The organism is Hydrogenophaga sp. 2FB, assembly GCF_005503365.1.
GTDB lineage: Bacteria > Pseudomonadota > Gammaproteobacteria > Burkholderiales > Burkholderiaceae_C > Hydrogenophaga.
This window is the reverse complement of sequence record NZ_SCML01000012.1, coordinates 90,900-104,775: the sequence shown is the minus strand read 5'-3', so window position 1 is coordinate 104,775 and position 13,876 is coordinate 90,900. Positions and strand designations below refer to the sequence as shown.

Annotated in this window: 13 protein-coding genes and 1 tRNA gene; 7 read left to right on the top strand and 7 right to left on the bottom strand. The window is 66.8% G+C overall.

The features are described 5' to 3' along the window. Window positions 1-13: 13 nt before the first annotated feature. Genes FFS09_RS31400 through mfd form a run of 4 tightly spaced genes read right to left on the bottom strand, consistent with a single transcriptional unit; the run spans window position 14 to window position 4,805 of the window. The gene (locus FFS09_RS31400) at window positions 14-457 is read right to left on the bottom strand and encodes a redoxin family protein (protein WP_137918654.1); all 444 of its coding nucleotides are present in this window, start codon (window positions 455-457) and stop codon (window positions 14-16) included. Then, entirely contained in the window at window positions 348-1,085 is a 738-nt protein-coding gene (serB, locus tag FFS09_RS09700; protein ID WP_137918653.1) for a phosphoserine phosphatase SerB, read from the bottom strand. Before serB ends, FFS09_RS31400 begins: the two co-directional genes overlap by 110 nt. A 29-nt stretch (window positions 1,086-1,114) precedes the next feature. Beyond that, window positions 1,115-1,270: a hypothetical protein gene (locus FFS09_RS30590; protein ID WP_171019949.1), complete on the bottom strand. Its 156-nt coding sequence runs from the start codon at window positions 1,268-1,270 to the stop codon at window positions 1,115-1,117. Between the two features lie 43 nt (window positions 1,271-1,313). Then, entirely contained in the window at window positions 1,314-4,805 is a 3,492-nt protein-coding gene (gene mfd, locus FFS09_RS09695; protein WP_137918652.1) for a transcription-repair coupling factor, read from the bottom strand. Between the two features lie 88 nt (window positions 4,806-4,893). Here mfd and ispD point away from each other — a divergent pair, with 88 nt between their 5' ends. Together ispD and ispF are read left to right on the top strand one after the other, a co-directional pair. Beyond that, window positions 4,894-5,610: a 2-C-methyl-D-erythritol 4-phosphate cytidylyltransferase gene (gene ispD / locus FFS09_RS09690; protein WP_137918651.1), complete on the top strand. Its 717-nt coding sequence runs from the start codon at window positions 4,894-4,896 to the stop codon at window positions 5,608-5,610. After that, a complete protein-coding gene (gene ispF, locus FFS09_RS09685; protein WP_137918650.1) occupies window positions 5,607-6,101 on the top strand; it encodes a 2-C-methyl-D-erythritol 2,4-cyclodiphosphate synthase in 495 nt (164 codons plus the stop codon). The genes ispD and ispF overlap by 4 nt, the downstream gene beginning before the upstream one ends. A gap of 12 nt (window positions 6,102-6,113) precedes the next feature. Here ispF and FFS09_RS09680 read toward each other — a convergent pair whose 3' ends face one another. Next, the gene (locus FFS09_RS09680; protein WP_137918649.1) at window positions 6,114-7,514 is read right to left on the bottom strand and encodes a sensor histidine kinase family protein; all 1,401 of its coding nucleotides are present in this window, start codon (window positions 7,512-7,514) and stop codon (window positions 6,114-6,116) included. Further along, window positions 7,514-8,245 (bottom strand): osmolarity response regulator transcription factor OmpR, encoded by a 732-nt coding sequence (gene ompR / locus FFS09_RS09675; RefSeq protein ID WP_137918648.1) that lies wholly within the window; start codon window positions 8,243-8,245, stop codon window positions 7,514-7,516. Before ompR ends, FFS09_RS09680 begins: the two co-directional genes overlap by 1 nt. Here ompR and FFS09_RS09670 point away from each other — a divergent pair. Both FFS09_RS09670 and FFS09_RS09665 read left to right on the top strand, forming a co-directional pair. Next, on the top strand, window positions 8,244-8,714 hold the full coding sequence (locus FFS09_RS09670; RefSeq protein WP_137918647.1) for a hypothetical protein: 471 nt from the start codon (window positions 8,244-8,246) through the stop codon (window positions 8,712-8,714). The two genes, ompR and FFS09_RS09670, sit on opposite strands and share 2 nt — an antisense overlap. Before the next feature lie 95 nt (window positions 8,715-8,809). After that, a complete protein-coding gene (locus FFS09_RS09665) occupies window positions 8,810-9,460 on the top strand; it encodes an SIMPL domain-containing protein (protein ID WP_252374314.1) in 651 nt (216 codons plus the stop codon). Window positions 9,461-9,582: 122 nt separating this feature from the next. Here FFS09_RS09665 and FFS09_RS09660 read toward each other — a convergent pair whose 3' ends face one another. Further along, on the bottom strand, window positions 9,583-10,353 hold the full coding sequence (locus FFS09_RS09660; protein ID WP_137918645.1) for a 3-hydroxybutyrate dehydrogenase: 771 nt from the start codon (window positions 10,351-10,353) through the stop codon (window positions 9,583-9,585). Between the two features lie 105 nt (window positions 10,354-10,458). On the opposite strand from FFS09_RS09660, the gene FFS09_RS09655 reads away from it, so the two are divergent. The 3 genes from FFS09_RS09655 (at window position 10,459) to FFS09_RS09645 (ending at window position 13,839) form a co-directional block, all read left to right on the top strand. After that, complete coding sequence (locus tag FFS09_RS09655) at window positions 10,459-11,379, top strand: alpha/beta fold hydrolase (RefSeq protein ID WP_137918644.1); 921 nt, start codon at window positions 10,459-10,461, stop codon at window positions 11,377-11,379. Between the two features lie 20 nt (window positions 11,380-11,399). Next, entirely contained in the window at window positions 11,400-13,700 is a 2,301-nt protein-coding gene (locus FFS09_RS09650) for a RelA/SpoT family protein (RefSeq protein WP_137918643.1), read from the top strand. A gap of 62 nt (window positions 13,701-13,762) precedes the next feature. Beyond that, window positions 13,763-13,839: transfer RNA gene (locus FFS09_RS09645), tRNA-Val, on the top strand. The last annotated feature ends 37 nt before the right edge of the window (window positions 13,840-13,876 follow it).

Genomic DNA, 13,876 nt, shown 5'->3' with positions numbered 1-13,876 from the left:
CCCGGCCGGCTGTTTACATCAGCCGAGCCCACCAGAGCCGCAGCCGCATGCCGATCTCGCTCGTATACCCCACCGTGGCCGCACGCAGATGCCCGTCCGCGTCCACCACCACGAACGCAGGCACGGCCTTGAAGCCGAGCTGGCGCGACATCTCGCCGCGCGGATCGAGGGCTGTGGCCCAGGGCAGTTGCCGCTGGTTCAACACGCGGGCCACCTGCTCGGCCTGGCCGGACTGCATGGCGATGGTGAGCACGGGCCCGTCGCGGGACAGCCGGGTCACGCTGTCCAGCGCTGGCGCAGCGACCGGGCAAAAGCCGACAGGCGTGCCGCGAAGGGCATCGGGGCTTTCAGCGCAGTACTTCCAGCAGGCGGTCCAGTCCGCCTTCGTTGATCGCCACCATCGCCTGCGCGCGCACCGTCGGCTTGGCGTGGTACGCCACCGAGAGGCCGGCGGCACCCATCATGGGCAGGTCATTCGCACCGTCGCCCATGGCGATGCATTGCGAGGGCTCGATGCCCAGCAGCGAGGCCACTTCCAGCAGGGTGCGGCGCTTCTCCGCGCCGTCGCAGATGTCGCCCCAGGCCTGGTCGACCAGGTGGCCGGTGAGCTGGCCACAGTTCGGACCGCTTTCGATTTCCAGGATGTTGGCGCGCGTGAAGTCGATGCCCAGCGTGTCGCGCACGCGCTCGCTGAAGAAGGTGAAACCACCCGAGACCAGCAGCACCTTCATGCCCGCGGCCTTGCAGGCGCGGATGAGTTCGGCCGCGCCGGGGTTGATGCGCAGGCGCTCGGTGTAGACCCGCTCCATGTCGGCGATGGTCACGCCGCGCAGCAGGGCCACGCGCCGGCGCAGGCTGTCCTTGAAGTCGGTGATTTCGCCGCGCATGGCGGCTTCGGTGATCGCGGCCACTTCGGCCTTCTTGTCCACGGCGTCGGCGATTTCGTCCACGCACTCGATGCTGATGAGCGTGGAGTCCATGTCGAAGGCGATGAGCTTGAAATCGCTCAGCTTCAGCGGCGGCGTGAAGCCCTGGACGACCAGTCCAGGGGCGATTTCGGTCGGGGCGGCGGGGGCTTGTGTCATGGGCCAGGATTATCCCAGCCCATGAAGCCTCACTGCGGCGTAAGGCCGGCGGCCTTGACCAGCTCGGCGTGCAGCTTGATCTCGGCCGAGATGATGCGTTGCAGTTCTTCCGGCGTGCTCGGCGCGACCTCGATGCCGCTGGCCGCCAGTTTGGCCTTGAAGTCGGCGTCCATGGCGGTGTTCACCGCGCGGTTGAGCTGGTCTGGCCCGAACCACCCGCGCCGTGGGCTACGGCGTCTTGACCGGCGCCTCGGCCTTGATGGGCTGGCCCAGGCTGCGCAGCACGTCGCGCACCATCTGCACGCGGTCTTTCACCTCGGGCAGCGGGCGTTCGATGCGCAGCTTCTCGTTGCCGGCCAGCTTGATGTGCTTGTTCTTCTGGATCAGTTCGATGATGCGCATCGGCTCGATGGGCGGGTTGGCCTTGAAGGTGATGTTGGTCACCCCGGGCGCGGCGTCGACCTTGACCACGCCGTACGGCGTGCTGATGCAGCGCAGGCGGTGCACGTCGATCAGCGTCTGCGCCTGCGGCGGCAACTTGCCGAAGCGGTCGACGATTTCTTCCAGCAGCGCGTCGACCTGGTCGGTGTTTTTTGCCGTGGCCAGCTTCTTGTAGAACGACAGGCGCAGGTGCACGTCGCCGCAGTAGTCATTCGGCAGCAGCGCGGGTGCGTGCAGGTTGATGTCGGTGGTGACGGACAGCGGCGCGAGCAGATCGGGTTCGCGCCCGGCCTTGAGCGAGCTCACCGCTTCGCTCAGCATTTCGTTGTAAAGCTGGAAACCCACCTCCAGCATGTTGCCGCTCTGGTTCTCGCCGAGCACCTCGCCCGCGCCGCGGATCTCCAGGTCGTGCATGGCCAGGTAGAAGCCGCTGCCGAGTTCTTCCATCTGCTGGATCGCGTCGAGCCGTTGCGCGGCCTGCTTGGTCAGGCCTTCGATGTCGGGCACCATGAGGTAGGCATAGGCCTGGTGGTGGCTGCGGCCCACGCGGCCACGCAACTGGTGCAGCTGCGCCAGGCCGAACTTGTCGGCGCGGCTCATCACGATGGTGTTGGCCGTGGGCACGTCGATGCCGGTTTCGATGATGGTCGAGCACAGCAGCACGTTGAAGCGCTGCGCCACGAAGTCGCGCATCACGCGTTCGAGTTCGCGCTCGGGCATCTGGCCGTGCGCGATCGCGATGCGCGCCTCGGGCAGGATCTCTTCCAGCTTCTGGCGGCGGTTCTCGATCGTCTCCACTTCGTTGTGCAGGAAGTAGACCTGTCCGCCGCGCTTGAGCTCGCGCAGCACGGCTTCGCGGATCACGCCGTTGCCTTCGTTGCGCACAAAGGTCTTGATGGCCAGGCGGCGCTGCGGCGCGGTGGCGATCACCGAGAGATCGCGCAAGCCTTCGAGCGCCATGCCCAGCGTGCGCGGGATCGGCGTGGCGGTGAGCGTGAGCACGTCCACCTCCGCGCGCAAAGCCTTCATCTGCTCCTTGTGGCGCACGCCGAAGCGGTGTTCCTCGTCGATGATGAGCAGGCCCAGGTCCTTGAACTTCACGCTCTCGCTGAGCAGCTTGTGCGTGCCCACCACGATGTCGACCGAGCCATCGGCCAGACCCTTGGCGGCGGCGGTGATTTCCTTGGCGGAGCGGAAGCGGCTCATCTCGGCGATCTTCACCGGCCACTTCGAGAAGCGGTCCGACAGCGTCTGGAAATGTTGCTCGGCCAGCAGCGTGGTGGGCGCGAGGAAGGCCACTTGCCGCCCACCGGTGACGGCGACGAAGGCCGCGCGCAACGCGACCTCGGTCTTGCCGAAGCCCACGTCGCCGCAGACCAGGCGGTCCATCGGGCGCGGGCTGATCATGTCCTGAATGACGGCGTGGATCGCACCGCGCTGGTCGGCGGTTTCTTCGAAGCCGAAGTCGTTGGCGAAGACTTCGTAGTCCTGCGCCGAGTAGCGGAACGCGTGGCCTTGCCGTGCGGCGCGGCGCGCGTAGATGTTGAGCAGTTCGGCGGCCGCATCGCGCACCTGCTCGGCGGCTTTGCGTTTGGCTTTCTCCCACTGTCCGCTGCCGAGCTTGTGCAGCGGCGCTTCGTCAGCGCTCACGCCGGTGTAGCGGCCGATCAACTGCAACTGGCTCACCGGCACGTAGAGCACGGCCTTGTCGGCGTACTCCAGGTGCAGGAACTCCATCAACGCGGGCGACCCGTCGGGGTTCTTCTCGCCCATGTCCATGTTCACCAGGCCCCGGTAACGACCGATGCCGTGGGCGTTGTGCACCACCGGGTCGCCGAGGTTGAGCTCGGAGAGGTCCTTGATCAGCGCGTCGACGTCGCTGACCTGTTCCTGCTTCTTGCGCCGGCGTGTGGTCGGGCCGGCGGCGAAGAGTTCGGTCTCGGTGACGAAATCGATGCCGTCTTCCAGCCACGAAAAACCGGTGGTGAGCGCAGCGGTCGCGATACCGGTTTTTTCGTCACTGGCCTGGAACTCGGTGAGCGAGTCGAAGGCGGGCGGGTTCAGGCCGCTGGCGCGCAGAAAGTCCAGCAGGCTCTCGCGCCGGCCATCGCTCTCGGCCAGCAGCAGCACGCGGTGCGCGGTGTTGCGGATGTGGGCTTGCAGGCGCGACAGTGGGTCTTCGGCGCCACGCACCACCGACAGGTCGCCCAGCTTCTGCACCTGCGCGCCGTGTTCGATCTCCTGCTGCGGTGGCCGCACCACGAACTGCGCGTGCTCGTTGGCGCGCGTGTAGAACTGCTCCATGCCCAGGAACAGCGCCTCGGGTGGCAGCACCGGCCGCTCGGGGTCGCCCTTGAGCAGGCGGTAGCGGTCCTTCGTGTCTTGCCAGAAGCGCTGGAACGCGGGCTCCAGGTCGCCGTGCAGCACGACCGTGGCGCCGTCGCCGAGGTAATCGAACACGGTGGCGGTGTCGTCGAAGAACAGCGGCAGGTAGTACTCGATGCCGGCCGTGGCCACGCCGTTGCCGATGTCTTTATAGATGCGGCTCTTGGTCGGGTCGCCCTCGAGCAGTTCGCGCCAGCGGCTGCGGAATTTGGAACGCGCCGCATCGTCCATCGGGAACTCGCGCCCGGGCAACAGCCGCACCTCGTTCACGGGGTAGAGGCTGCGCTGGCTGTCGGGGTCGAAGGTGCGGATGCTGTCGATCTCGTCGTCGAACAGGTCCACGCGGTAGGGCACCAGGCTGCCCATGGGGAAGAGGTCGATCAGGCCGCCGCGCACCGCGTACTCGCCGGGGCTCACCACCTGCGTCACGTGCTGGTAGCCCGCGAGCGTGAGCTGGCCCTTGAGCTTGGCTTCGTCGAGCTTCTGCTTGACCTTGAAATGGAAGGTGTAGCCCGCCAGGAAGGCCGGCGGTGCCAGCCGATAGAGCGCGGTGGTGGCGGGGATCAGCACCACGTCGGCGCCGGTCTCCTTGTCGCGCTGCGAGATCCGCCAGAGCGTGGCCAGGCGTTCGCTGATCAGGTCCTGGTGCGGCGAGAAGGTGTCGTAGGGCAGGGTTTCCCAGTCGGGAAACATGGCGCAGCGCACGTCGGGCGCGAAGAACGCCATTTCTTCGATCAGGCGTTGGGCGTCGTTGGCGTCGGCGGTGACGATCGCCGTGAGGCGGCCAGCGGCCTTCTCGCGTGCGCCCAACTGGGCCAGCAGCAGGGCATCGGCCGAGCCACCGGGGTGGGGCACGGTGTGGCGTTTGCCAGGGGAGAGTTTGGGCAGGTCCATGAAAGGCTCAAGGTCGCGGCAGCAATGACGAACACCCCCGTCCGCAATGGAAGGGGGTGTGGACACTGATTCTAGAATGCGGGCACACATGTCCGATGCCACCCCCGAATTGACCCGCAAGCCCCGTTGCCATGCGCTGCTGCCCTGTGCGGGCACCGGCACCCGGGCCGGCACCGGGATCCCCAAGCAGTACCAGCCGATCGCTGGCCAGCCCATGGTGATGCACACGCTGGACGCGTTGCGCGCCGTCGCGCGGCTCGAAACCTGCGTGGTGGTCATCGCCCCTGACGACACGTTCTGGGCGTCGCACTCTGCGGGGGTCACGCTCGCGCGCTGTGGCGGTGCCACGCGTGCCGAGAGCGTCTTCAACGGACTGCAGGCCTTGCGCGATCAGGGTGCCGATGACAACGACTGGGTGCTGGTGCACGACGCCGCGCGCTGCCTCGTCACGCCGGCGCAGGTGAATGCGCTGATCGATGCCTGTTGGCCCGACGCCCTGGGCGGCCTGCTCGCGCTGCCGCTGCCCGACACCCTCAAGGCCGAAGCCGGTGGGCGCGTGTCCGCCACCGTGGACCGGGCCCACAAATGGCTGGCGCAGACGCCGCAGATGTTCCGCGTGGGTGCGCTGCACAGCGCGTTGGCCGCCACCGCGTTGAACGGTTTCGCCGGCGTGACCGACGAGGCCAGCGCCATGGAAATGGCGGGCCACCCACCGCTGCTGGTGCGCGGCAGCGCGCAGAATTTCAAAGTCACTTACCCGGAAGACTTCGCCTTGGCCGAAGCCGTCCTCAGGAGCCGCCCATGACCGCCATTCCCACCATCCGTATCGGCGAGGGCTGGGACGTGCACGCGCTCGTGCCGGGGCGCCCGCTCGTCATCGGCGGCGTGACCATTCCCCACAGCCAGGGCCTGCTCGGCCATTCGGATGCCGACGTGCTGCTGCATGCCATTACCGACGCGCTGCTCGGCGCGGCCGCGCTGGGCGACATTGGCCGCCATTTCCCCGACACCGACGCGCAATTCAAGGGTGCCGATTCCAGCGTGCTGCTGGCCGAAGCGGCACGGCGCGTGCACGCGGCCGGCTTCGAGATCGGCAACATCGACAGCACCGTGATCGCGCAAGCGCCCAAACTGGCTCCGCACATCGGCGCGATGTGCGAAGGCATCGCGCGCACGCTGGGCCTGGCGGTGAACCAGGTCAACGTGAAGGCCAAGACGGCCGAGAAGATCGGGCCGGTGGGGCAGGGCCTGTCGATCGAGGCGCGCGCGGTGGCGCTGCTGGTGGCGGCGGCATAGCCGCCGCTGCGCTCAGGACGGCGCTTTCACCAGCTTCATGTGCGCCGCCAGGCCGCCGGTGCTGCTGTTGGCCAGCGCAAAACGCCCACCCATGCGCGCGATCGCGCGGTCCACAATGGCCAGACCGAGCCCGGTTCCCGTGGCCGCGCTGCGCGAGACGTCGCCGCGAAAGAACGGTTGCGTCAGTTGCGCCAGCTGTTCCGGGTCGACGCCGCGTCCGTGGTCGCGCAGCTTGATCAGCACCGCGTCGTCCTTGGTCTTCGCGGCGATGTCGATCCTGACGATGCCGGCGGGTTCCCGGCCATAGCGGGTGGCGTTCTCGATCAGGTTCGTGAACACGCGCTGCAATTCCACCGAGTCACCCATCACCACGGTGTCGTGCGGGATGTGGGTGGTGATGTGCGTGTTCGGGTCCTGACCGGCCGAGAAGATCGCTGCGTCCACGATCTGGTTGAGGTTCACGCGGTCGGTCTTGATGTGGTCGGGCCGCGCGTAGTCGAGGAACTTGTCGATGATGGCGTTGACCTGCTCGATGTCCGCCGACATGTGTTCACGTGCCGCCGCATCGCTCACGCTCAACTCGGTTTCGAGGCGCAGGCGCGCCAGTGGCGTGCGCAGGTCGTGCGAGATGCCGGCGAGCATCAAGGCCCGGTCCTGTTCGATCTTGGACAGGCGTTGCGCCATGCGGTTGAAGCCGATGTTGACTTCGCGGATCTCGCTGGTGGCCACCGATTCGTTGAGCTGGCTGGCGTCGAAGTCGCCTTCGCGAACGCGGCCCGCGGCAAACGAGAGCTTTTTCAGCGGCCGGTTGATCAGGCGCGCGATCACCGCCGCACCGGTGAGCGAGAGCAGGGCGGCCGTGCCCAGCCAGATCAGCCAGGTCGTGCCCGTCACCGAACCGATGCGCGACGGGTCGGTGAGCAGCCAGTACGGGTCGTCGTCGATCGTGAAACCAATCCACAGACCGGGCACGCTGTTGACTTCGCGCGCCACCAGCGTGTCGGGTCCCAGGCGGGCGCGCAGGCGCTCGGACACGTTGCGGCTCAGCGCATCGACGTTGTAGAGCCGGAACGTGTCGGTGGGCTCGCGCGGCGCGATGCGCAGGCCTTCTTCACTGGCCAGGGTCTTGATCAGCGAGACGCGGGCGATCGCATCGGAGTGCACCAGCGCGGCGCGGCTGAGGTTGACCAGCGAGGCGAGCTGGTTCGCGCTTTGCAGTGCGCGCGGCTCGTACTCGAGCGACCGGTAGGTCTGCAGCCAGGCCACGGTGCAGCCGATGAGCAGCACGGAGAGGAAGAAAAACGTGCGCCAGAAAAGACTGACGCCCCGCGAGAAACGCATCTCAAGCGGCGCGGGCAGGGTCTCCAGCGAGGCCGGTTCGGTCTCGAACGGAACGCGCGATTCGTCGGACATCAGGCATTGCCGTCCGGTACGAAGACATAGCCCACACCCCACACCGTCTGCAGATACCGCGGGGACGCGGCATCTTCTTCGATCAACTTGCGCAGGCGGGACACCTGCACGTCCAGGCTGCGGTCAAAGGGTTCGAACTCGCGCCCGCGCGCCAGTTGCGCGAGCTTTTCGCGCGACAGCGGCTGGCGCGGGTGGCGCACCAGGGCCTTGAGCATGGCGAACTCGCCCGTGGTCAGCGGCAGGTCGGCGCCGTCCTTGCGCAGCGTGCGCAGGCTCAGATCGAACTCGAATGGGCCGAACTTCACCACTTCCTGGTCCTGAGACGGGGCGCCGGGCACTTCGGTGGGTGGGCGGCGGCGCAGCACCGCGTGGATGCGCGCGAGCAGTTCACGCGGGTTGAACGGCTTGCCCAGGTAGTCGTCGGCACCGACTTCCAGGCCGACGATGCGGTCCACGTCCTCGCTTTTGGCGGTCAGCATGATGATGGGCGTGCGGTCGCCGTTGGCGCGCAGGCGCCGGCAGATGGACAGGCCGTCTTCACCGGGCATCATCAGGTCGAGCACGATGATGTCCACGGAATCGCGCTGAAGCACCCGGTTGAGGGCCTTGCCGTCCTCGGCCAGCATGACCTCGAAGCCTTCCTGCATCAGGTAGCGGCGCAGCAGATCGCGGATGCGGACGTCGTCGTCGACAACCAGAACCTTGTTGGGGCGAACTTGAGTTTGTGGCATGGGAACAACTTCCGGTAAATGTAACAAACTCGATTGTGGCAGCGCCAAGTGCTTGTCCGCCAACGTTTTTTATTTTTCTGACACGCTGTTACAGATGTTGCCCGCGCTGGCTGCAGCTTCATCTCGGGCACATCACACAATCACTCAATTGTCGATACTTGAGTGCACCATGAAATCGTATTTGCCGGGTGGTTTGTTGCTGATGGCGCTGGGTTCTGCTTATGCAGGGCCGGAGATTATTCGCGTCAACCAGGCGTCAACCATTGCCGATACCCCGGTGGCGGTCCTGCCGATCACCGCGGACGAGAACGACCCCCGGGGTCCGACGCGCCTGCGCGATGCGCTGCGCCGGCCGGTCGATGACATGGATGAGAGCCGCAAGCCCTACCGACTCTCGGTGGAGGAGCGCCAGCGTCTGCGCGAACAACTTCGCGATCAGCCGCCTTACGACTTCAAATTCAAACCATGACCCTCTGCGCCTCGCTGCACCGTGTTTCCCTCTTTTCTTCGCGTCTTCTCCTCCCTTCCGTCCTGGCTCTCGGGCTTGGCGCCAGCGCATCGGCAATGGCCCAGGTGACGGTGCCCGTGCCCGCCAATGTGGTGAACATCGCCGCCAGCGGTTTCCTGGAAGTGCCCCAGGACTGGCTGAGCATGAGCCTGAACACCACGCGCGAAGGCAGCGACGCCGTCACGGTGCAGAACCAGCTCAAGCAGGCGCTGGACGCGGCGCTGGTGGTGGCGCGGGCCAATGCCAAGCCGCAGCAGCTGGAAGTGCGCACGGGGCAGTTCAGCCTGTACCCCCGCTACGGCAGCAACGGAAAGATCAACGGCTGGCAGGGCAGCACCGAGCTGGTGCTGGAAGGCCGCGACTTCGCGCTCATCAGCGCCACCGCCGGCAAGATCCAGACCCTCACCATGTCGGGCACCAGCTTCTCGCTGTCGCGCGACGCGCGCCGCAAGCTCGAGTCCGACGTGCAGTCGCTCGCCATCGAGCGCTTCAAGGCGCGCGCCGACGAGGTGAGCAAGGGTTTTGGCTTCGCGGGCTACAGCCTGCGCGAGGTGTCGGTGAGCTCGGCCGATCAGGAAGCCCGGCCGTTCCAGCCACGCGCGATGGCGATGGAAGCCAAGGCCGCGATGTCGGATGCGGCGGTGCCGGTGGAAGCGGGCAAGTCGACGGTCAATGTGACCGTGTCGGGCTCGATCCAGCTGAAGTAGCGGCGCGTGCCCGTTCCAGGGCTCCCGAGGATCCGGCTCTGCCGGTCCGAGGGTGCGCCCCCCTCGAAGCGCCGAAGGCGCGCCACAGAGGGGGGAAGCCGCGTCAGCGGCGCAGGGGGGTGCTACTGAGCACTCCAGCCGCCGTCCATGTTCCAGGCCACGCCGCGCACGTTGTTGCCAGCCGGCGAGCAGAAGAACACGGCCAACTCACCCAGTTCTTCAGGGGTGGTGAACTGCATGGACGGTTCTTTCTCGCCCAGCAGTTGCTTCGTGGCTTCCGCATTGGAAATGCCCTGCGCGGCGGCCTTGGCGTCCACCTGTTTTTGCACCAGCGGCGTGAGCACCCAGCCCGGGCAAATGGCGTTGCAGGTGACGCCGGAGGTTGCGTTCTCCAGGGCCGTGACCTTGGTCAAGCCCACGATGCCGTGCTTGGCCGCGACGTAGGCCGCCTTCTCCGCCGAGCCCACGAGTCCATGCACCGACGCCACGTTGATGATGCGGCCCCAGTTCGCCTTCTGCATCGCGGGCAGGGCCAGGCGGCTGGCATGAAAGGCGCTGCTGAGGTTGATGGCGATGACCGCGTCCCAGCGCTCGACCGGGAAATCCTCCACCCGCGCCACGTGCTGGATGCCCGCGTTGTTCACCAGGATGTCGACCTGGCCGAAGGTGCTGGCGGCGAAGGCCATCATGGCTTCGATCTCGGCCGGCTTGCTCATGTCCGCGCCGTGGTAGGCCACCTTCACGCCCAGTGCCGCGATCTCGGCCTTGGGGCCTTCCACGTCACCAAAACCGTTGAGCACGATGTTGGCGCCCTGGCGCGCCAAGGCCTTGGCGATGCCCAGGCCGATACCGCTGGTGGAGCCGGTGACAAGGGCGGTTTTGTTGGCAAGCATGGGGTGAACTCCAGTTCCAGTACGATGGGTTGAAAAGCGCTCAAAGCATTATCACGGACGCCCCGGGAGCGAGCTCCGGGGCGCCCGTTCCACACCACCACGCACATGCAAGAACCGAACCTTCAATACCTCACCGTCGGTGGCCCCGCTGCCAAAACCGGCGCGCCGCGGCGCATGGCTTACTGGGACTGGGCTTGCACCTCGGGCCAGACCGATCACATCGTGGTCTGCGTGCACGGTCTTTCGCGCCAGGGCCGCGACTTCGACACCCTTGCCCGCACCTTGAGCGAACGCGCCCGTGTGATCGCGGTCGACGTGGCCGGGCGCGGTGAAAGCGACTGGCTGGCCGACCCCATGGCCTACCAGTTGCCCAACTACGCCACCGATCTGGCGGCCTTGTTGATGCACCTGCGCGCGCAAGCACCGAGTGCGGCGATCGACTGGGTGGGCACCAGCATGGGCGGCCTGATCGGCATGGCCATCGCGGCCCAGCCCGCGCTCGCGCCGCGCCGGCTGGTGCTCAACGACGTCGGGCCGGTCGTGCAGTGGGAAGCACTGCAGCGCATTGCGCAGTACCTGGGGCTGAACCCCTCGTTCGAGAGCGAGCAGGCCGCGATCGACTACCTGGCATCGATCTCGACCGGCTTCGGTCCGCACACGCCCGAACAATGGCGGGCGCTGTCCGCCCCCTTGTTGCGCGAGCGCGATGGCCGTTGGTGGTTGCACTACGACCCCGCGATCGCGCTGCCTGTGAAGGCGCTCGTGAGCATGGACGACCAGGCCGCCGCGAAGCAGACCGCGCGCGATGGCGAGGCCATGCTGTGGCAGCTGTACGACGCGATCACCGCGCGCACGCTGCTGCTGCGCGGGCAGCAGTCGGACCTGCTCTCGGAGGCTACCGCGGAGGCAATGGGGCGGCGTGGTCCCAAAGCCCGTTGTGTGGTTTTTGCGGGCGTCGGGCACGCGCCCACGTTGGTGGCCGATGATCAGGTGCATGCCATCAGGGACTTTCTCTGGTCGGATTGAGTGCATGCGTTGAGCGAGTCATGAAGCGATTGAATCCATCATCCCTGTCCGAGACCTCCGATGCGGTGTCTCTGGCCGAGCGCGCGCCGCCATCGCCCTCCGCGATCGTGGCCGCGACCTCCGACAGCCTGCCCAAACAGGCACAGGCCTTGTCCCGTGCGAGGGCATTCGCCGAGCCGCTGCTCAGCAGCGAGCAACTGGACACGGGCGAGAACACCCTGGCGCATGCCGATGCGGTGGCCCAGGTGGTCCGGGACATCGGCGGCTCCGAGGCCATGCAGGCCGCGACCTACCTCGTCCACGCCTGCCAGCACCTCAACCGTCCGCAAGAGGTGATCGCCAAGGCGTTTGGCGACAACTATGCGGCGCTGGCGATGGAGACCTCCAAGCTGGTGCAATTGCAGCACCAGGCGCGCGTGAAGTCGGAACAGGCGCTGGCGAAAAAGGAAGAGGCCTCGCCCACGACGGCATCGGGCAAGGCGCCCCTGTCGGAACTGGCCGCGAGCCAGACCGAAAACGTGCGCAAGATGCTGCTGGCGTTTTCGCGCGACCTGCGCGTGGTGATGTTGCGCCTGGCGTCGCGCTTGCAGACGCTGCGGTACTTCGCCGCCGTCAAGGGCAATCCGGGCGCCGCCATCGCCAGCGAAGCCCTGCACGTGTTCGCGCCCCTGGCCAACCGCCTGGGCATCTGGCAGATCAAATGGGAAATGGAAGACCTGGCCTTCCGTTTTCTCGAGCCGCAGACCTACAAGGAGGTCGCGCGGCTGCTCGACGAAAAGCGCGCCGAACGCGAGGCGCACGTGGAGCAGGTGCGCCATCAGCTCGAGACCGACCTGAAGCGCCAGGGCATCGAGGCCTCGGTGCAGGGGCGGCCCAAGCACATCTACAGCATCGTCAAGAAGATGCGCGGCAAGTCGCTCGACTTCGACCAGGTGTTCGACATCCGCGCGCTGCGCGTGGTCGTGCCCGACGTGGCCGGCTGTTATGCCGCGCTGGCCTACGTGCATGCGAACCTGGTGCCCATCGCCGACGAGTTCGACGACTACATCGCCAAGCCCAAACCGAACGGCTACCAGTCGCTGCACACGGTGGTGCGGGACGACCAGGGCAGGGCGTTCGAAATCCAGATCCGCACGCTGGCCATGCACGACCACGCCGAACACGGCGTGGCGGCGCACTGGGCCTACAAGGAGGCGGGCGCCAAAGGCTACGCCGGTGTCTCCGCCAGCTCGGACTACGACGCCAAGATCGCGGTGCTGCGCCAACTGCTGGCCTGGGAACGCGATCTGAGCGGGGCTGCGGACGGCTTGTTCGATGACCGCATCTACGTGCTCACACCCGACGCCGCCATCGTGGAATTGCCCCAGGGAGCGACCGCGCTGGACTTCGCCTACTCCGTGCACACCGACCTGGGCCACCGCTGCCGCGGCGCGCGCGTCGACGGCGCGATGGTCACGCTCAACACGCCCTTGCAGAACGGGCAGACGGTGGAGATCACGGCCGTCAAGGAGGGCGGCCCGTCGCGCGACTGGCTCAACGCGGAGCTGGGGTATCTCGTCAGCCACCGCGCGAAGAGCAAGGTGCGCGCCTGGTTCAATGCCCAGGCGATGGCCGAAACGGTGGCGCGCGGTCGCGAAGCGGTGGAGAAGCTGTTGCAGCGCGAAGGCAAGACCGCGCTCAAGCTCGACGATCTCGCCGTGGCCATGGGGTTGGCGTCCGCGCAGGAACTGTTCGAGCAAGTCGGCAAGGACGAGTTGTCGCTGCGCGCCATCGAGACGCAGCTGCGCCCGCCGGAGCCACAAGCGCCCTCGGAAATCCCCCCGTGGCTGAAGAAGCCGCGCAAGCCGTCCGGCTCATCGAGCGGCGGCGTGCTGGTGGTCGGGGTGGAGTCGCTCATGACGCAGCTGGCCAAGTGCTGCAAGCCGGCGCCGCCCGATGACATCGGCGGGTTCATCACCCGAGGCAAGGGCGTGAGCATCCACCGCGCCGACTGCAGCGATTTCGCCCACCTGCAACGCAAGAACCCGGACCGCGTGATCGAGGTGCAATGGGGTGGCCAGAACGTGCCGGATCGGGATGGCCGGGCCGCCGTGTACCCGGTGGATGTGGCCATCGAGGCGCAGGACCGGCAGGGGCTGCTGCGCGATATTTCCGAGGTGTTTGCGCGCGAGAAGATGAACGTGATCGGCGTGCAGACCCAGTCGGTGAGAGACGTGGCCTGGATGACTTTCACCATCGAAGTGACGGACGCCCGGCAGGTCGCTCGCGCGATGTCCGTCGTGGGCGACGTGACGGGTGTGCGCGTGGTGCGGCGGAAATGATGGTGGGGGTCCACTGAGAGTGCTCAGAACACTGCTATACTCCGAGGCTTCGAATCGTTTGTAGGCGCGTAGCTCAGCTGGTTAGAGCACCACCTTGACATGGTGGGGGTCGTTGGTTCGAGTCCAATCGCGCCTACCAAAAATGCAGCCCGTTCTCCTTGTGGAGAACGGGCTTT